This window comes from Streptomyces sp. NRRL F-4489 (assembly GCF_001509485.1).
Taxonomy (GTDB): domain Bacteria; phylum Actinomycetota; class Actinomycetes; order Streptomycetales; family Streptomycetaceae; genus Streptomyces.
Genome location: NZ_LLZI01000018.1, coordinates 1 through 18,226, shown reverse-complemented (window position 1 = coordinate 18,226; position 18,226 = coordinate 1). Strand labels below are relative to the sequence as shown.

Below are 18,226 nucleotides of genomic sequence, written 5' to 3'. Positions count from 1 at the left end.
CCGGTGGGGCCCGGGGGGACCGGGGTCGGCGGGAGGCCCAGGCGGGACAGGGCGCGGTGGGCGCACTGGCGGGCGGTGGTGAATTCGCTGCGGCGTTTGGCGCCGGCCTTGGCGATCTCGCGTTCCTCGATGGGGAAGAGGCCGGTGGGCGCGGTGGCGGGCGGGTCACCGAGGGCGTCCTCGCCGAGGGCGTGCGGGGGGAGGACGTGCTCGATGAGCATGGGGCGGCTCAACTCCTCGTAGCGGGAGGGAAGGAGACGGGGTGTCGGGGGACGACTGTATGTGATGCGGGCGACAGGGGTGATCGTTGAGTTTCTAGGTCACGTGACCTAATGTCGGGGGTGTGGACGATGACCTCCAGCTTGATGTGAATGGTCCGGTGCTCGTGGTCGGCGGTTACGGAACCGTCGGCGGCGATCTGACCCGGCTCGCCGCCCCCTCCTGGCCGCTGCTGCTGACCGGGCGTACGCCCGAGCGCGGGAAGGCCCTGGCCGAGGAGGTCGGGGCCGAGGTGCGGCGCTGGGACCTGAGTGATCCGGAGCCGTTCTCGGCGAAGGTCCGGGCGGTGATCAGCACGGTGAACGACCCGGACGACCGGGTGCTGCTGGCCGCCATCCGGGGCGGGGTGCCGTATGTCGACATCACGCGGTGGACGGCGCGGCTCCAGCGGGCCACGGCGGTCGCCGCGGTGCATCCGCCGAAGGCGCCGGTGCTGCTGTCGTCCAGCTGGATGGGCGGGGTGAGCGCGCTGGTCACCGCGGCGCTGGCGGCGGAGCTGGGCGGCGCGTCGAAGGTGCGGATCGCGATCCGCTACGACCTGAAGGACCGGGCCGGTACGGACTCCGTGGAGTTCATGGACCGGCTCGGGCTGGACTACGAGGTCGTGGAGGACGGCCGGCGGCGGACGATCATGCCGCTGAGCGAGGCCGGGTTCGTGGACATCGGCGGGCACCGGACGAAGGTGGCGCGGATCGACACGCCCGAGCAGTTCACGCTGCCGCTGGTGCTGGGGGTGGACACGGCGATCACCCGGATCGGGTTCAGCGCCAACTCCTCCACGTCCACGCTGCTGGCGCTGAAGAAGACCGGGTTCTTCCGGTGGGGCCGGGGCGACTCGTTCGAGAAGACGCGGCGGTCGATGCTGTACTCGCCGGGTGAGGGCGGCAGCGCGCTGCTGCGGATCGACGTGCGGGGCAAGGGCGGGGAGACCCGTACCGCGGTGGTCAAGGATCCGGCCGGTCAGGCGCATCTGACCGCGCTGGGCGGGCTGCTGGGGCTGCGCCGGGTGCTCGGCGCGGACGGCGCGGCGGCGCCCACCGGGCTGGTCTTCCCCGAGATGACGCCGGCGCCGCAGGATGTCATCGCCGCGCTGGAGAAGGCCGGGGTCGAGGTCGCGGTGTCATGAGCGGGGAACGGTGCCATGAGTGAGGAGAAGGGCGGCGGCAAGCCGCAGCTGACCCGGCAGGGGAGCCTGCGGCGGACGAGTCTGCTGGACGCCGCCGAGACCGTCCTGATCGCCAAGGGCAACGCGGACGCCTCGCTGCGGGCCATCGCCGGTGAGGCGGGCGTACGGGTCGGGCACCTGCAGCACTACTTCCCGACCCGGGCGGACTTGATAAAGGCCGTACTGGAGCGGGCGCTGGACCGCTCGCTGGAGCGGCTCGCGGAGACCACGGGCCTGCAGATGGACAGCGCCGACCCGTCGGTCATCGAGGTGCCGGAGGGCGGCCGGGCCGACCCCGCCGAGGTGGTGGCGGTGGTGCTGGCCGAGCAGGAGGACCCGCAGCTGGTCCGGCTGTATGTCGAGGTGTGGGCGCTGGCGGCGCGGGACGACGAGATCGCCGAGGTGGTCCGCGCGTTCTACCGCAAGTACGTGGCGCATGTGGAGGCGTTCGTGCAGCAGGGGCGGCCGGAGTGGTCCGCCGAGTTCTGCCGGGCGCGGGCCGAGACGTTCGTGGCACTGGTCGAGGGGGCGGCCCTGATGCGGTCGGGGATCGCCGGGAGCCGGTCGGGCGCGATGGATACCCAACTCGCGCAGCAGGCCGTGCAGTTGCTCCGGGACTGAACAGTCCGCCGCGGGGCGTTCGTTCGTGATCCGCCTGCCGGACGCCGGTGTCCGGGGCGGTTTTCTCCGGGCCGGCCGGCCCAGGGCGCGGTGTGCAGCCGCGGGTGGGCCGGCGGCCGTCATCAGTGTTTCACCTAGGGGGAGTTCGTCATGTCCGAAAGTATCGATCTGGCCGCGCTGGCGTCGTCGGCGGACCTGGAGCGGGAGCTGGCCCGGCTGTCCGCGGAGCATTCGATCATCCGTACCCGGCAGCTGAACGAGCAGGAGACCTGGACGGTGCTGGGCGCGGCGCTGACCCGGGAGCTGCTGAGCGATCCGCGGCTGTCCAACGACGTGCACACGCACGCGCCGCACGGGGCGCTGGTCCAGGGGCTCCAGGTGATGCTGCTGGAGCAGGACGATCCGGGGCACGCCCGCTACCGGCGGCTGGTGACGGCGGCGTTCGCGTCCAAGGCGGTGCGGCAGCTGGAGCCGCGGATCACCGAGATCACCCGGCAGCTGCTGGACAAGCTGGGCGACAGCGGGACGGCCGACTTCATCGACGCGTTCACCTATCCGATGCCGCTGGAGGTGATCTGCGATCTGCTGGGGGTGCCGGGCGAGGACCGGGACCCGTTCCGGAAGTGGGCGATGGACATCTCGGCGGCGCCGTCGCTGGAGGCGATGCAGACCTCGGCGGGCGAGCTGTTCGCGTACTGCATCGGGCTGATCGGCGCGAAGCGGGAGCGGCCGACGGAGGACCTGCTCAGCGAGCTGATCGCGGCGCGGTTCGAGGACGGGACCGGGCTGAGTGACGAGGAGCTGTCGTCGTTCGCCGCGGTGCTGCTCATCGCCGGCCATGACACGGTGACGAATCTGCTGGCCAACGCGTTGCATGAGCTGCTGACGCATCCGGAGCAGCTGGCCGCGCTGCGGGCGGACCGGTCGCTGGTGGGCCAGGCGGTGGAGGAGGCGCTGCGGTTCCGGGGGTCGGCGATGACCACCGTGAACCGGGTGGCGCTGGAGGACATCGAGGCCGGCGGGGTCACCATCCGCAAGGGCGAGCTGGTGCGGTTCCTGCTGAACGCGGCCAACCGCGACCCGGAGATCCGGGAGGACGGGCACACCTTCGACATCGGGCGGGCGACCGCGCAGCACGTCGCGTTCGGGATGGGGCCGCACTTCTGCCTGGGGCAGCGGCTGGCCCGGCAGGAGGCGACGATCGCGCTGGCGGAGATCCTGGACCGCTTCCCGGTGCTGGAGCTGGCGGTGCCGGCCGGGGAGGTGCGGTGGCTGGCCTCGGACGCGATCCGTGGGCTGGAGGAGCTGCCGCTGCGGTACGCGCGTGAGGTGGAGTGACGCGTAGCGCGTGACGGCGTCGGTTGATGCCGTAGGGGCGCCGGGCGCCGGGCGCTGGACTTGGTGCGGGCGCCGGGATTCGTACGGGCGCCGGGCCCGGGTTTCGTGTCGGTGCCCGGCGCCGTGCGGCGGTGAGTGCGGCGGGGTGCCGGGCTGCCGTGTCAACGGATTGTTTCCATCGGTGAGTTGGGGGAGAGGGCTGTGCGGATCACGGTCGATTACGAGCTGTGCGACGGGCTGGGGCAGTGCGCGCTGGTGGCCCCGGAGGTCTTCGCGCTGAACGACGACGAGGAGCTGGAGGTGGCGGCGGACCCGGCGCCGGAGCTGGCGGGCAAGGTGGCCGCGGCGGCGCGGGCCTGCCCGGTGCGGGCGATCTCGGTCGAGGGGGCCTGAGCGGTGCGCGAGGTCGTCGTGGTGGGCGCGGGCCTGGCGGGTGTGCGGGCCGGCGAATCGCTGCGGGCGCGCGGTTTCGACGGCGCGCTGACGGTGGTGTCGGACGAGGCGGAACTTCCGTACGACCGTCCGCCGTTGACCAAGCAGGTGGTGGCCGGGACGCTGGCGGAGGCCGATATCCGGCTGGCGGGCGCGGAGGATTTCGGCGCCCGCTGGATCCGGGGCACGGCGGCCGCGGGGCTGGACCGCGCGCGGCGCCGGGTGCGGCTGGCCGATGGCACCGAAGTGCCGTACGACGGGCTGGTGGTGGCGACCGGGGCGCAGGCGCGGGCCTGGCCCGGGGAGGTGCCGGCCGGGGTGCTGACGGTGCGCGGGCTGGCGGACGTCCGGGCGCTGCGGGCGGCGGTGGACGGCGGAGCGCGTGAGGTGGTGATCGTCGGGGCCGGTTTCGTGGGGGTGGAGCTGGCGTCGTCGCTGGCCGGGCTGGGGCTCGGGGTGCGGGTGACGCTGGTCGAGCCGTTCGGGCGGCCGCTGCGGGCGCTGGGCGGGTCGGTGCCGGACGTGGTCGCGGCGGCGGCGCGCCGGGCCGGGGTCGGGCTGCGGCTGGGGACGGCGGTGACCGGATTCCGTACGGCCGGGGAGCGAGGCGGCGAGCGGGGCGCCGGGCGGGTCGGCGCGGTGGTGCTGGCCGATGGGAGCGAACTGCCGGCGGAGCTGGTGGTGGTGGCCATCGGGATGGTGCCGGCGACCGGCTGGCTGGCCGGGGCCGGGCTGGCGCTGCCGGGCGGGCGGGTGCACTGCGACGCACGGCTGTTCGCGCGTACGGCGGAGGCGGACGGGACGGCCGGGGCGGCGGACCCGCGGATCGTGGTGGCCGGGGACGTGGCGTGGTGCGATGCGGTGCGGTCGGCGGACGGGCCCGTTCCGCTGGAGCACTGGAGCAACGCGGCGGCGCAGGGCGAGCTGGCGGCGGCGAATCTGCTGGCCGGGCCGGCGGCGGCCGAGGCGTATGACCATATGCCGTCGTTCTGGACGTCGGCGTTCGGGCTGCGGATCAAGTCGGTGGGGCTGCCGGGGACCGGGGACCGGGTGGTCGCCGAGGAGGGTGAGCCGGGGTCGGAGAAGGTGGTGGAGGCGCACTACCGGGCGGACCGGCTGGTCGGTGCGGTGAGTGTGAATCTGGGGAAGCGGCTGGCGGGGTACGCGCGGCGGCTCCAGGAGGAGGGGGACCGGGCGGACGGGGAGCGGGCGGAAAGCGGCGCGAGCTGATCGGGCGCGAACTGATCGGGCGCGGGCCGAGGGGGAGCGGGTGGACGGGGAGCGGGTGGGCGGGGCGCGGCCGGGGGCGGAACCGGCCGGAACGGAGCCGGTCGGAGGGCGGCTGGCCGGAAAAGGACCGTCCGGGGCGGCCGATGATGGCCGGATTTCGGCGGCCGTGGCCGAATAGGAGTGGCGCACGGCCCGCACTTACGGGCGGTAACGGCCGCTGTCCTGCGGCGGGACACCGAAACCGGGTAGTGTGAATGCCACGTTAATTTTGCCATTACCACGGAACTATTATGGCTGACCCTTTCTTGGGCGCTCTGGGTCACGTGACCTATCGCACAAATGAGTGACGCTCCCGGATGGCTCTGGTAACGTTTTTATCGCGCCTCCGGTTGAGGCGGACGGGCTTGCGGGCGGCACGACGACGTGTCCGCCGAAGACGCGGGACCGGTTATGTGCCAGCATGTTCCGGGGGATTCTTTTGTTTCGGGGGAATGGTCATGTGTAGCACCTCCAAAGGTGTCTGAAGCCGGGGACTCCCGCATTACGGAAGTACACCCCTTCTCTTGTGCCCGCGGGCCGGGTCACCCCTTTCCAGGGCGACTTGTCATGCCTTGATCGGGCATTCCATCCACGTATTCATCGAACGGCGGCCGGCGCCGGCAAACGCCCCGGCGAATTCCGCGTGCCGTCATCGAGGCTTGCCGATAAACGGGCTCACCGTGCCGTGCTTTCCCTGCACCCCGGGCATTCCGGGTGGTCGGCGTACGGCGTGACGGCTCCCTCCGCTTAATTTCCGCTGCCGTTTTCCGGGAATTCTTGTGCCCGGGCAATGGTTGGCGTCCAGCGGGCTCAAGCGTGCTCTCAAACGAGGAGTGAACGATGCAGAATCCGTATCAGGCCGAGCAGATCCACGACATCGTCCGGGAAGGACTCGCGCAGGTCCTGGGCACCGGCGCCGACGAGATCACCCCGGACGCCACGCTGGTCGGCGACCTCGGCGCGGAATCCCTGGACCTGGTCGAATTCCGTTTCGAAATGGAGACCAAGCTCGGCGTGGCGCTGCCGAAGTCGAATGTCCTGGACCAGCTCGCCAACGCCCTCGGCGGCTCCGAGCGGCTCTACGACGAGCGCGGCGGGATCACCGAACTGGCCGCCGAGGTGCTGCGCCGCAGCGCGTTCGACTACACCGCGGAGCAGGTCCACGCCGGGCTGCGGCCGTACGAGGTCGCCGCGGCGGCCACCAGCGCGAACTGGGCCGCGTTCACCCACGCGATCTTCGACCACCTGCCGGAGAACTGCACCGAGTGCGGCGCCGACAAGGCCGAGCTCGCGGTGTCCGGCAAGGCGGTCTGCGCCGGCTGCGGGGCCGCGCTGGAGGCGGCCACCGGCGACGAGGTGATGGCCGAGGGCGTCCGCGCCGCGCTGGCCGCCCTCGGGGACGCGCAGCCCGTCGGCTGACGCGCGGCGGCCGGTGGCCACAGCCGTCCCCCGTCGTGCGCGTCGTGCGAAAGGAAAGCAAGTGACACCCCTTGAACCCAGCAGGGCCGGACACGAGGTCGTGGTGACCGGTGTCGGTCTCGTCGCCGGACACCTGACCGACCCGGAGGCCCTGTTCGACCACCTCGCGGAAGGGCGCACGCTCATCACCGAGCACCCGCGCCACGCGGAGTGGGGCGTCCCCTGCGCCGTCTCGGCGCACATCGACCCCGAGGTCTGGCGGCGGCTGGCCGAGGCGCTGCCGGACGAGGCCGGGCCGCTGGGGCCGGCCGGCGTCCTGGCCTGGCACGCCGCCGCCCAGGCGTGGGAGCGCAGCGGTCTGCCGCGGCGGCTGGAGTCCGACCGCGGCGGCGTGTTCCTGGCCTGCAACCGGATGCTGATGGAGCCGGCCGAACTCACCGCGCTGGCCGGCCACATCGACCACGAGGCCGGGGTCCTGGACCTGGACGGCTACCTGGAGCGGACCGGCGCGGACGGGACGGACGGCGGCCTGGACGGGCGCCACGAGCGGGTCCAGCCGGACACCGCCACCGCCGCGCTCGCCGACTACTTCGGCGCGGCCGGCGTCCTGGAGACCCACGCGGACGCCTGCGCGGCCGGCGGGATGGCGATCGGCAGCGCGTACCGCTACATCCGCAGCGGCGCCCTGGACGTGGCGCTGGCCGGCGGCGCGGAGAGCCTGACCACGCTGGCCGCGGTCACCGCGTTCCACGGGGTGGGCGCGCTGGCGCCCGTGGACGGCCGGGAGCCGGCGGAGATCAGCCGCCCGTTCGACAAGGACCGCAACGGCTTCGTCATCGGGGACGGCGCGGCCTTCCTCGTCCTGGAGTCCCGGGCGCACGCCGAGGCGCGCGGCGCCCGCATCCTGGCCACCGTCGCCGGGTACGCCGGGGTGACCGAGGCGGTGAAGATGACGTCCAGCTCGCGGGACGGCTCGGACTACGCCGAGTGCATGCGGGCGGCGCTGGCCGACGCCGGGCTGGCCCCGGACGCCATCGACCACATCAACGCGCACGGCACCGCCACCCAGGCCAACGACGCCTGCGAGGCGGCCGCGCTGCACACCGTCTTCGGGGAGCGCGCGGCCCGGCTGCCGGTCACCGGCAACAAGTCCGCCCTGGGCCACTCGCTGGCCAACAGCGGCGCCGTCGAGGCGGTGCTGTCGGTGCTCAGCCTCCAGCGGCAGACGCTGCTGCCGACGCTGAACTTCACCGAGCCGGACGAGGTGACCGCCGGGCTGGACGTCGTCACCGAGCGGCGCCCGGCGCGGGTGACCGCGGTGCTGTCCAACTCGTTCGGCTTCGGCGGCCAGAACTGCTCGCTGATCCTGGCCGGGGCGGGGGGAGCGCGCTGATGGCGACCCATGACGTGCGGTTGACCGCGCCCGGCCTGTACACCGCGGCCGGTACCGGGCCCGATGACCTGTGGGCGGCCCTGGTGGCCGGCAAGGACACCCGGCGCCCGGTGGAGGCGCTGACCGGGCCGTGGCCCGAGGAGCGCACCGCGTTCCTGGTGGACGACCCGGACGCGGCCACCCTCGGGGTGCACCGCAGGGTGCTGCGCACCTCGGAGAAGCAGGCCCGGATGGCGCTCCACGGGGCGCGGCTGGCGCTGGCCGGCCCCTCGGAGCGCGGCCCGGTGGGCGGCCCCGGCTGGGGCCTGTACCTCGGACTGCCCACGGTGGACGAGGAGTTACTGCGCTTCGAGGCGCTGGAGCGGCTGCACAAGGCCGCCGAGTCGCCCGGTGAGGTCGCCGCGCTCTACGGCCGCGAGGTGCCGCCGTTCAGCGGGCTGTCGCACCTCAACAGCACCGCCGCCGCGCACATCTCCGCGGTGTGCGGGCTGACCGGGGCGATGGCCGCGTACTCGCCGTTCTCCGACGCGGGCCTGACCGCGCTGATCGACGGGGTGCTGTCGGTCGCCGAGGGCGAGAACGAGGCGGCGCTGATCGGCGCCGTGAGCCCGAAGGTCCATCCGCTGCTCTACGTCCAGTACGAGGAGCTGGGGTGGAACGGGGCGGTGCCCGGGGAGGGCGCGGCGTTCCTGCTCGCCCAGCGGGCCGGGGACGGCGCTCCCGGGGCGCGGCTGGCCGGCTACGGGCGGGCCTTCGGGGCCGCCGGGGAGGACCGGGCCGCCGCGATCGCCGAGGCCGTCCACGCGGCGCTGGAGGCGGCCGGGACGGACGCCGCCGGGATCGGCTGGGTGCTGCCCGACAGCGCCTGGTCGGCGGAGGCCGCACGGGCCCAGGAGGCCGCGCTGGACCGGGTGTTCGCGGGGGTCGGGCAGCGGCCCGCCCCGTTCACCGCCGAGCGCGCCACCGGGGTGCTCGGCCCCGCCCACCCCCTGGCGCACACCCTGCTGGCGCTCCACGGGCTGGCCACCGGGCGGCGGCTGGCCGCCGACGGCGGCGCGGTCCGCGAGGAGCCGCTGCCCGCCCCCCGGGCACTGGTGCTGGCCTGCGGCGCACGCGGCCAGGTGTGCGCCGCCGTACTGGAAGGAGCCGGGACATGAGCCGCCGCGTGGTGGTGACCGGACTGGGCGCCGTCTGCGGACTGGGGCTCGACTGGCAGACCGTCTGGGAGGGCCTGACCGCGGGCCGGTCGGCGATCCGCCCCTGGCGGCTGCCCGGTGTGGACGACTTCCCGGTGCGCTACGCGGCGCCCGTGGACGACGCCGCGTTCGCCGCCCGCTACGGGGCCGGAGAGGGCCTGGACGGGCCGCTGGAGCGGCGTACCCGCTTCGGGCTGGCCGCGGCCGCCCAGGCGCTGGCCGACGCCGGCCTGGACGCCGCGGACGGGACGGGCCCGGCGGGCGCGGTGGGCCGGATCGGCACCGCCGTCGGCTCCGGCGTCCCCGAGCGCGACCCGTACGAGCTGCTGCACGCGGTCGGCGAGGACGGGCGGCCCGGCTGGGGGACGCTGCTGGAGCGGCGCGCCCTGCTGGACCGGGCCAGCGGCCTGTTCTGCACCAACGACGCGCTGGCCGCCGGGATCGCCGCCCGCCACCGGCTGCGCGGCCCGGCGCTGAACTTCTCCACCGCCTGCGCCGGCGCCACCCACGCCATCGGCCACGGCTTCCGGATGATCCGGCGCGGCGAGGTGGACGCGATGGTGGTGGGCGGCGCCGACTCGGTGCTCAACCTGCCGACCATGACCGGGCTGCACCTGCTGGGCGCGCCGTCCACCTCGGAGCTGTTCGGGGACCGGCTGTGCCGGGCCTTCGACCGGGACCGCAGCGGGCTGGTGGCGGCCGAGGGCGCGGCGATGCTGGTGCTGGAGAGCGAGGAGAGCGCGCGCCGCCGCGGTGCGCCGGTCTACGCCGAACTGGCGGGTTTCGGCAGCTCGCTGGACGCCTACCAGGTCACCGCCCCGCACCCGGAGGGCCACGGCGCCGCGCTGGCCATGAGCCGGGCGCTGGCGGACGGGGAGATCGCGCCGCACGAGGTGGACTCCATCAACGCGCACGGCACCTCCACCCCCCTGAACGACCCGATCGAGACCCGGGCCATCAAGGACGTGTTCGCGGCCGGCGAGCACTACCGGAAGCTGGCGGTCACCGCCAACAAGACCATGCTGGGCCATCTGATCGCCGCCGCCGGTGCGCCCGAGCTGATCGCCACCGTGCTGTCCGTACGGGACGGCATCGTGCCCCCCACGCTGAATCTGGAGAACCCGGATCCGGCCTGCGACCTGGACTACGTGCCGGAGAAGGCGCGCTACCAGGAGGTAGCGGTGGCGGTGAGCAATTCCTTCGGCTTCGGCGGCCTCAACGCCAGTCTGGTGGTGCGTGGTTATGAGCACTGACACTCTTTCGAGCACAACGACCCTCGAGGGCGGTACGGACACCGTGCCCGGCGCCTTCGACCCGGACGCGATCGTCGTCACCGGTATCGGCGCCGTACTGCCCACCGGGCGCGGGCCCGAGGCCCTGTGGACGGCGTGGCGGGAGTCCCGGACGGCGCTGGCGCCCTACCGGGACGGCTATGTCCGCTCCCGGAAGATCACCCACTTCGGGCACGTCCCGGACGTGCTCCAGCAGCTCAGCCGGGACAGCGTCCCCCACAAACTCCGCAAGTTCGGCACCGCGTTCACCTTCAACGCCGTCCTCGCCGCCGAGGACGCCATGCGGCAGGCCGGCGAGAGCTGGCAGGCCATCCCCGAGGAGCGCCGCGGCCTCTACGTCGCCCAGGACGACTCCACCGAACTGAGCGTGGCCGCCTTCCACAAGGCCCTGGACCGGGCCCGTACGGACACCTCGCCGGAGGTCGGCGCGGACCTGACGCGGGTGGTGGCGGAGGCGTTCGGCAACGCCGCGACGTTCAACCCGTTCACCGTCATCCGGGCGCTGAACAACAACACCCTCGCGCTGGTCAGCATCGCCCAGCGGTTCCGCGGCGACTGCGCGGCCTTCGTGCAGGACGCCGGGGCCGCGCTGGGCGCCCTCCAGCGGGCCGCGTTCAGCCTCCGCAACCGGGACTGCGACACCGCCCTGGTGGTCGGCGCCGGCAGCTTCAACGAACCGCTCAAGCTCGCCGCCCAATACCGCGCCGGCAACCTCACCGCCGGTACGCAGGAGGACGCGCCGCTGCGCAGCTTCGACGCCGGGCGGGACGGCACGGTGCTGGCCGAGGGCGCGGTGGCGCTCGTCCTGGAGCGGGCCGGGGACGCCGCCGCGCGCGGCGCCCGCCCCCTGGTCACCGTCCTCGGCGCGACCCTGCGGCCCACCGTGGACAGCGGGCTGGGCCCGGCCGCGCTGGCCGAGAGCGCCCGCGGGCTGATGGCCGCGCACGGCCTGACCCCGGACACCCTGGGCGCGGTGCTCGCGGACGGCAAGGGCACCGTCCACCACGACGCGGCCGAGGCCGAGCTGCTGCGCGCGCTGCTGAAGGACAGCGGCGTCCCGGTCAGCTCCGTACGGCCGGTCACCGGCACCCTGGGGGCCGCCGGGCCGCTGGCCGAACTCGCCCTGGCGCCGAGCCTGTTCGCGGCCGGGGAGCTGCCGCCGATCGCGCATCTGGCCGCCCCGCCGGACGGCGGCACCGACTTCGTCACCGGCACCGCCCGGAAGCGGCGGATCGACACCGTCCTCAGCCTGCACAGCAGTTTCAACGGGTTCGCGGGCGCCCTGCTCGCCAAGCGGCCGCACCTCGTCTAGGAGAGACCAGTCATGTCAGCTACCTCAGCGTTCACCGAGTACGTGCAGCCCCAGATGGGGCGGGTGTTCACCGCCCTGGGGCTGGACGTGGAGTACGAGCGGGCCGAGGGCAACACCCTCTACCACCGCGACGACCAGGGCGAGCTGGTGCCGGTCCTGGACCTGATGGGCGGCTACGGCTCGCTGATCCTCGGCCACAACCACCCCGAGATCGTCGGGCACGCCAAGGACCTGCTGGACCAGCGGCGGGCGGTGCACGCCCAGTTCTCGCTGCGCGGCGAGGCCGGGCGGCTGGGCGCCGCGCTCAGCGACGCGGTCCGCCGCGAGAACGGCGTCAAGGAGCCGTACCTGGCCACCTTCGGCAACAGCGGCGCCGAGGCCATCGAGGCCGCCGTCAAGCACGCCGAGCTGGTCCGCGTCAGCAAGGCGCAGGCGCTGGCCGAGGAGACCGCCGCGCACCTGGAGGCGGCGCGGGACGCGGTCCGCCGCGGCACCGCCACCGTCGACCCGGACGCGTATCTGCTGCCCGCCCTCCAGGGGCAGGCCGCGCCGGCCGCGGGCATCGACGGGCTGCTGGCCGCGATCGGCGCGCACAACGCCGCCGCGCTGGCCACCCGGCCGCTGTTCCTGGCGCTGGAGCGCTCCTTCCACGGCAAGCTCGTCGGCAGCGTCCAGCTCACCTACAACGCCGGCTTCCGCGCGCCGTTCCAGAACCTCGGCACCCGCGTCCGCTTCGTCCCCATGGACCGGCCCGAGGTGCTGGACACGATCGCCGAGGACGAGCGGGTGGTGCTGCTCGACACCGAGACCGCGGACGGGCGGGTGCGGGTCGTGGAGCGGGAGTTCCCGGTCATCACCGCCTTCCTGGTCGAGCCGGTGCAGGGCGAGGGCGGTATCCACGCGCTCACCGCCGAACAGGGCCGCGCCATCCGGCTGTTCTGCAACAAGGCCGGCACCGCGCTGATCATCGACGAGGTGCAGAGCGGGATGGGCCGCTGCGGCGCCTTCCTCGCCAGCTCGCTGATCGGCCTGCGCGGCGACTACTACGCGCTGTCGAAGTCGCTGGGCGGCGGTCTGGCCAAGGTCTCCGCGATGCTGGTCCGCCGCTCGCTCTACCAGGGCGAGTTCGACCTCATCCACAGCTCGACGTTCGCCATGGACGACTTCTCCTCGTCGATCGCCCGCAAGGTCGTCGAGATGCTGGAGGCGGACGGCGGGGCGCTCTACCAGCGGGTCACCGAACGCGGTGAGCGGCTGGTGGAGATGCTCGCCGACCTGAAGTCGGCGTACCCGGACATCATCGAGGACATCCGCGGCAAGGGCCTGTTCATCGGCGTCCAGCTGCGCGACCAGGCCGGCGCCCGCTCCATGGTGCTGCGCGGCAGCGCCTACACCGGCGCGCTGGGCTACCTCCTCTCCGGCTACCTGCTGCGCCAGGAGCGGATCCGGATCGCGCCCACCGGCAGCGCCGGCAACGTGCTGCGCATCCAGCCGTCCGCGTTCCTGGCCGACGAGGAGATCGAGCGGCTGCGCGGCGCCCTGGACCGGCTCTGCCGCATCCTGCGCTACGAGGACACCCTGCACCTCGTCCACCCGGCCAGCGACCGGACGATCCCCAAGCCGCGGGCCGAGATCCGCGACTTCCGGGGCGCCATCGAGGAGTACGAGCAGGGCGCGCCGCGGCCGGTCACCGGGCCGGTGCGCAAGGTGGCGTTCATCAACCACCTGATCACCCCGGCCCATCTGCGGCAGGTGGACCCGGCGCTGGCCGATCTCAGCGACGCCGCGCTGCGCGCCTTCGTCCTCGGCATGGACCCGGTGAAGAAGGCCGCGCCCTACCCGGGCGTGCGGATCGACTCCCCGCTGGGCAGCGCCGTGGAGTTCGCGCTCTACCCGCTGATGGTGGGCTCCGAGCAGATGGGCGGCTACCTCGCCTCCGGGGACGTCGCCGGCATCCGGGCGGACGTCCAGGAGCGGGTGCGGGCCGCCCGCGAGGACGGCTGCGAGGTCGCCGGCCTCGGCATGTACACCTCCATCGTGACGAACAACTGCACCTCCCTGGACGTCCCCGGCATCGCGCTGACCTCCGGGAACGCGCTGACCGTCGCCATGGGCGTGCAGGCCATGGAGCGCGGCGCCCGCGACCGCTTCACCGTCGCCGACGCCACCCTCGCGGTGGTCGGCGCGGCCGGCAACATCGCCTCCGTCTACAGCCAGCTGTTCGCCGAGAAGCTCAGCCGGATCGTGCTGGTCGGCAGCCGCCGGGACGGCTCGGCGCGCCGGCTGCGGAACACCGTCCACGGCATCTACCAGGAGTGCTGGGAGCGGATCGCCGAGGGCGGCGAACTGACCGGCATCCCGGCCCGGCTGGCCGAGGAGCCGCTGATCGCCAAGTGGCTGGCCGACGGCCCGGGAGCGGACGCCGCCGAGCGCGGCAAGGCCATCGCCGCCCACCTGGAGGAGCGGTACGGCCAGGACCCGTTCCTGACCGTCACCCAGGACACCGACGCGCTGCGCGACGCGCAGCTGGTGCTGTGCGCGTCCAACAGCCCCGAACCGTTCCTGACCGGCGAGCACTTCGCCCAGGACGCGGTGGTCTGCGATATCGCGGTGCCCAACAACGCCGTGGCGGACCTGGCCGAGCGGCGGCCCGACCTGGCGTACATGCTCGGCGGCATCGTCGCCACGCCGAACGGCGAGAGCCTGCACCACACCGCCCGCGCCTTCCTGGAGGCCGGCCAGCTCTTCGCCTGCATGGCGGAGACCGCGCTGATGGGCCTGGCCGGCATCGACCGGCACTACTCCTACGGGAACATCACCCGCCGCCAGGTGCTCGACATCGCCGCGCTGGCCGACGCCCACGGGCTGCGGCTGGCCGACTACAAGAGCGCCCACTCGGTGTGAGCCCCGGGCGCCGCCCGCGTCCCGTCGCACGCCATGCGCGGGCGGCGCCCGGCCCCCACCGCACCGCCCCGCATCCCCCTCGGAAGGACCCACAGCGTCATGGAATTCGCAGGCCAGGTGGCACTGGTGACCGGCGGCAGCCGGGGCATCGGCCGCGCCATCGCCCTCAAACTCGCGGAGCAGGGGTGCGATATCGCGCTCACCTACCGCAGCGCCACCGCCGAGGCCGAGCAGGCCGCCGAGCAGATCGCCAAACTCGGCCGCAAGGTCGAGGTCTACCAGGGCGACATCGCCGACCCCGAGGTGCCCAAGGCCCTGGTGGCCGACGTCCGCGCCGCGTTCGGCCGGATCGACGTCCTGGTCAACAACGCCGGTATCACCCGCGACGAACTCCTGGTCAACCAGAGCCTGGCGGACATCGAGGACGTATTGCGCACCAACCTCGTCGGCCCGATGCTCACCGTCCAGGCGGTGGCGCCCGCCATGCTGCGCCAGCGCTACGGCCGGATCGTCAACATCTCCTCCTCCGCCGCCTCCAAGCCGGGCCGCGGGCAGTCCAACTACGCGGCCGCCAAGGGCGGTCTGGAGGCGTTCACCAAGGCCATGGCGGTGGAGCTGGCCCCGCGCGGCATCCTCGTCAACGCGGTCGCGCCCGGTGTGATCACCACCGATATGACCGAGACCATCCGCAGCCACGGCGAGGACGAGATCATGAGCCGCCTGCTGCTGAAGAAGTACGCCGAACCCGAGACGATCGCCGACGCCGTGGCGTACCTCGCAGGCCCGCGCAACACCTACACCACGGGCGAGGTACTGCACATCGACGGCGGCCTGAAGATGGCGTGAGGGGACGGCCATGAGCGCACTCGATACGTCCGCAACGGACCCCGTACCCGCCTCCGCGCCCGGCGAGCTGGCCGGGCGGACCGCGGTGGTCACCGGCGCCGCCCAGGGCATCGGCCGCGAGACCGCCCTGCTGCTGGCCCGGGCCGGCGCCGCCCGGCTGATCCTCCTCGACCGGGACGCGGAGCAGCTGGAGAACGTCACCAAGGAAGCCGGCGACCTGGGCGCCGAGGCCGTCCCGCTCGCCGCCGACCTGCGCGACCGGGACACCGTCCGCACCGCCCTGCGCACCGCGCTGCGCGGCGCCGGGCCGCTGCACATCCTCGTCAACAACGCCGGGGTCGCCGACGAGAACGGCCCGGACGACGAGGAGACCTGGCTGCGGGTGCTGGACATCAACCTGCACGGCACCTTCGCCGTCACCGCCGCCTGCCTGGAACACCTCGCCGACCACGGCCGGATCGTCAACGTCTCGTCGATCCTCGGCAAGGCCGGCAAGATGCGCAACACCGCCTACTGCGCCTCCAAGCACGGCCTGATCGGCTACACCAAGGGCCTCGCCCTGGACCTGGCGTCCCGCGGCATCACCGTCAACGCGGTGCTGCCCGGCTGGATCGACACCCCGATGCTGCGCCGCGAGATCGCCGCCTCGGCGGAGGAGATCGGCGCCGACCCGGCCCGGATGCTGCGCCAGGCCCGCAAGTCCATCCCGCTGCGGCGGCTGGTGGAGGCGCGGGAGGCGGCCGAGCTGATCGGCTTCCTGGTGTCCGACCGGGCGGCTGCCATCACGGCCCAGTCGCTGACCGTCGACGGGGGCTACACCCGTGGGATGTGACGCTCCGTCAGCTCTGCTCCCGCGGCCCCGGGCGGCCGGCGCCGCCGACCCGTGGCTGCGCCGGCTGCGGCCCGCCCCGGCGCACCCGGGGTCGGCGGCCGCCCGGATCGTCTGCTTCCCGCACGCGGGCGGCGGCGCCGGCGCCTTCCGGCCGCTGGCCACCGCGGTCGCCGCCCGCACCGCCGGCGGCCGCCCGTACGAGGTGCTGGCCGTCCAGTACCCGGGCCGGAACGACCGGATCCGGGAGCCCCGGGTGGAGGACCTGCACGACCTGGCGGCCGGCGCCGCCGGGGCGGTCGCGGCCCTCACCGACCGGCCGCTGGTGCTGCTCGGGCACAGTATGGGCGCCCTCGTCGCCTACGAGGTGGCCCGCCTGCTGGAACGGTCCGGCACCGGCGCCGCGCACCTGGTCGTCTCCAGCGCCTGGGCGCCGTCCCGGGTGCCCGGCGGCACCGTCCACCTGCGCGACGACGACGGGCTGATCGCGGAGCTGCGGCGCACCAGCGGCACCGACGCCCGGCTGCTGGCCAACCCGGACGTGCTCGCCATGGCGCTCCCGGTGGTGCGCAGCGACTACGCGGCGGTGGAGACCTACCGGCACCGGCCGGGGCCGCCGCCGGCCGCCCCCGTCACCGCGTTCACCGGCGACCGGGACCCGCTGGTCCCCGTCGCGGACGCGGCCGCCTGGCGGGAGCACACCGCGGGCGGCTTCCGGCTGCGGGTCGTGCCCGGCGGCGACCACTTCTACCTGACGGAGCACTGGGCGGAGCTGGCCGGGGCGCTGGTCGCGGGGCCGCCGCGACCGGTCGGCGCCCTGGCGACCGACGGGCGCTGACGGGGCGTCAGGCGCGCCCGCGGGGTCCGGGGCCTCAGTCCGTGGGGAAGCCCCGGGGCCAGCGGGCGCGGGCCTGCTCCCGGGAGCGCAGGGTGGCCAGGGTGAGCAGCCCGCGCTCCCGGCCCGTCTCCAGCAGCCCCGGCAGACCGGGCAGCGGGGCGAGGGCGGCGATGTCGTCCAGGACGAGGGTGAGTGGTGGGTCGAGCCGGCCGGCGGATGACCGTTCGGCCATGCGGCGGCCGTGCTCGACCACGTGCGAGAGGAGTGCGGTGACCAGCGGCATCGCACCCGGGTCGGTGCGCGGGTCCTCGATGGACTCGCCCACCACGTAGAGCGTTCCCCCCTCGGCCGCGAATGATTCGAGAACGAGCGAATCCGACCGGAGCGGGGTGCTGGCGTCCCGGATGTGGACCGACGACAGCGCGGTCAGCGCCCGGCCCACCACCTCCTTGGCCATCTCCCGGCGCTCGGTGTACGCGGTGAGCACCGACTCCAGCTCACCGGCCTGCCCCGGCGACGCCTTGGCGCTGGTGCGCAGGATCCGCACCGGTTCCTGGGCGGCGCCCGCGGCGTGCGCCCAGCGGTGCAGCTGGCGGAACGGGCGGCCGTCCAGCGCGGCGGCGTGCAGCCAGCAGCGCAGCAGGGTCTGCGCGGCGTCGGCCACCGCCGAGTCCTGGGCGGCGGCCGGGCGCACCGGGGCCAGCAGCGCGGCCGCCCGGGCCGCGGCGGTCCCGATCTCCGCACACCCCTCGGTCGGCGACCAGCGCAGCCGGGCCGGGGTGTCCAGGCGGTGCGTGGGGTCGTAGGCGAGTACGGGGCCCAGTTTGGCGCGGGCGTCCTTGGTCTCGGCCCACAGGGACGGGTCGGTGGTGGCGAGCACCAGGGGGCCGGGGGCGGCGGCGACGGCGGCCAGTGCGGCGTCCCGGTGGGCGGCGCGGTCGGTGCCGAACTGGACGCGGGGGAGGGGTGGTTCGGCGGTCCCGGTGGGGGTGGGTGCGGGTGCGGGTACGGCGGAGGGCGCGGGTGGGGCCGGGGCCGGGGCGGCCGGTGCGGGAGCCGGGGCCGGAGTCGGCGCGGGAGGCGGGGGCGGTGG

The 18,226-nt window shown here is 74.3% G+C and carries 15 protein-coding genes and 1 pseudogene; 14 read left to right on the top strand and 2 right to left on the bottom strand.

Annotated elements, in window-relative coordinates; translation table 11 throughout:
- A pseudogene (locus ADL22_RS03485) lies at positions 1–221 on the bottom strand (4'-phosphopantetheinyl transferase); the annotation flags it as partial.
- A gap of 158 nt (positions 222–379) precedes the next feature.
- Between ADL22_RS03485 and ADL22_RS03480 the strand changes: the two are divergent.
- The 14 genes from ADL22_RS03480 (at position 380) to ADL22_RS03415 (ending at position 17,133) form a co-directional block, all read left to right on the top strand.
- Positions 380–1,405 (top strand): saccharopine dehydrogenase, encoded by a 1,026-nt coding sequence (locus tag ADL22_RS03480; protein WP_066973696.1) that lies wholly within the window; start codon positions 380–382, stop codon positions 1,403–1,405.
- Positions 1,406–1,420: 15 nt separating this feature from the next.
- Complete coding sequence (locus tag ADL22_RS03475) at positions 1,421–2,065, top strand: TetR/AcrR family transcriptional regulator (protein ID WP_066973694.1); 645 nt, start codon at positions 1,421–1,423, stop codon at positions 2,063–2,065.
- Positions 2,066–2,215: 150 nt separating this feature from the next.
- A complete protein-coding gene (locus tag ADL22_RS03470) occupies positions 2,216–3,403 on the top strand; it encodes a cytochrome P450 family protein (protein ID WP_066973692.1) in 1,188 nt (395 codons plus the stop codon).
- A gap of 201 nt (positions 3,404–3,604) precedes the next feature.
- On the top strand, positions 3,605–3,796 hold the full coding sequence (locus ADL22_RS03465; RefSeq protein ID WP_066973690.1) for a ferredoxin: 192 nt from the start codon (positions 3,605–3,607) through the stop codon (positions 3,794–3,796).
- Positions 3,797–3,799: 3 nt separating this feature from the next.
- Positions 3,800–5,065 carry an NAD(P)/FAD-dependent oxidoreductase gene (locus ADL22_RS03460; protein WP_066973688.1) on the top strand — a complete coding sequence of 422 codons (1,266 nt, stop codon included), beginning with the start codon at positions 3,800–3,802 and terminating at the stop codon, positions 5,063–5,065.
- 879 nt (positions 5,066–5,944) lie between these two features.
- Positions 5,945–6,523, top strand: coding sequence for an acyl carrier protein (locus ADL22_RS03455; protein WP_066973686.1), 579 nt, complete (start codon positions 5,945–5,947; stop codon positions 6,521–6,523).
- 61 nt (positions 6,524–6,584) lie between these two features.
- On the top strand, positions 6,585–7,916 hold the full coding sequence (locus tag ADL22_RS03450; protein ID WP_066973684.1) for a beta-ketoacyl-[acyl-carrier-protein] synthase family protein: 1,332 nt from the start codon (positions 6,585–6,587) through the stop codon (positions 7,914–7,916).
- Positions 7,916–9,073, top strand: coding sequence for a beta-ketoacyl synthase N-terminal-like domain-containing protein (locus ADL22_RS03445; protein ID WP_066973681.1), 1,158 nt, complete (start codon positions 7,916–7,918; stop codon positions 9,071–9,073). Before ADL22_RS03450 ends, ADL22_RS03445 begins: the two co-directional genes overlap by 1 nt.
- The gene (locus tag ADL22_RS03440) at positions 9,070–10,365 is read left to right on the top strand and encodes a beta-ketoacyl-[acyl-carrier-protein] synthase family protein (protein WP_066973679.1); all 1,296 of its coding nucleotides are present in this window, start codon (positions 9,070–9,072) and stop codon (positions 10,363–10,365) included. Before ADL22_RS03445 ends, ADL22_RS03440 begins: the two co-directional genes overlap by 4 nt.
- The gene (locus tag ADL22_RS03435) at positions 10,355–11,716 is read left to right on the top strand and encodes a beta-ketoacyl synthase N-terminal-like domain-containing protein (RefSeq protein ID WP_079063812.1); all 1,362 of its coding nucleotides are present in this window, start codon (positions 10,355–10,357) and stop codon (positions 11,714–11,716) included. The genes ADL22_RS03440 and ADL22_RS03435 overlap by 11 nt, the downstream gene beginning before the upstream one ends.
- A gap of 12 nt (positions 11,717–11,728) precedes the next feature.
- Positions 11,729–14,620 carry an aminotransferase class III-fold pyridoxal phosphate-dependent enzyme gene (locus ADL22_RS03430; protein WP_066973676.1) on the top strand — a complete coding sequence of 964 codons (2,892 nt, stop codon included), beginning with the start codon at positions 11,729–11,731 and terminating at the stop codon, positions 14,618–14,620.
- Positions 14,621–14,719: 99 nt separating this feature from the next.
- A complete protein-coding gene (locus ADL22_RS03425) occupies positions 14,720–15,466 on the top strand; it encodes a 3-oxoacyl-ACP reductase family protein (RefSeq protein ID WP_066973674.1) in 747 nt (248 codons plus the stop codon).
- Between the two features lie 10 nt (positions 15,467–15,476).
- On the top strand, positions 15,477–16,298 hold the full coding sequence (locus tag ADL22_RS03420; protein ID WP_079063811.1) for an SDR family NAD(P)-dependent oxidoreductase: 822 nt from the start codon (positions 15,477–15,479) through the stop codon (positions 16,296–16,298).
- The gene (locus ADL22_RS03415; protein WP_066973672.1) at positions 16,288–17,133 is read left to right on the top strand and encodes a thioesterase II family protein; all 846 of its coding nucleotides are present in this window, start codon (positions 16,288–16,290) and stop codon (positions 17,131–17,133) included. Before ADL22_RS03420 ends, ADL22_RS03415 begins: the two co-directional genes overlap by 11 nt.
- Before the next feature lie 34 nt (positions 17,134–17,167).
- Here the strand turns inward: ADL22_RS03415 and ADL22_RS03410 are convergent.
- The coding region (locus tag ADL22_RS03410; RefSeq protein ID WP_107116216.1) for a type IV secretory system conjugative DNA transfer family protein at positions 17,168–18,226 on the bottom strand (1,059 nt) is incomplete at its 5' end.

Excerpts from the sequence above, each read along its gene's own strand:
- ADL22_RS03475 (WP_066973694.1), top strand. The coding sequence starts at position 1,421 with ATGAGTGAGGAGAAGGGCGGCGGCAAGCCGCAGCTGACCCGGCAGGGG.
- ADL22_RS03470 (WP_066973692.1), top strand. The coding sequence starts at position 2,216 with ATGTCCGAAAGTATCGATCTGGCCGCGCTGGCGTCGTCGGCGGACCTG.
- ADL22_RS03455 (WP_066973686.1), top strand. The coding sequence starts at position 5,945 with ATGCAGAATCCGTATCAGGCCGAGCAGATCCACGACATCGTCCGGGAA.
- ADL22_RS03445 (WP_066973681.1), top strand. The coding sequence starts at position 7,916 with ATGGCGACCCATGACGTGCGGTTGACCGCGCCCGGCCTGTACACCGCG.
- ADL22_RS03440 (WP_066973679.1), top strand. The coding sequence starts at position 9,070 with ATGAGCCGCCGCGTGGTGGTGACCGGACTGGGCGCCGTCTGCGGACTG.
- ADL22_RS03435 (WP_079063812.1), top strand. The coding sequence starts at position 10,355 with ATGAGCACTGACACTCTTTCGAGCACAACGACCCTCGAGGGCGGTACG.
- ADL22_RS03430 (WP_066973676.1), top strand. The coding sequence starts at position 11,729 with ATGTCAGCTACCTCAGCGTTCACCGAGTACGTGCAGCCCCAGATGGGG.
- ADL22_RS03425 (WP_066973674.1), top strand. The coding sequence starts at position 14,720 with ATGGAATTCGCAGGCCAGGTGGCACTGGTGACCGGCGGCAGCCGGGGC.
- ADL22_RS03420 (WP_079063811.1), top strand. The coding sequence starts at position 15,477 with ATGAGCGCACTCGATACGTCCGCAACGGACCCCGTACCCGCCTCCGCG.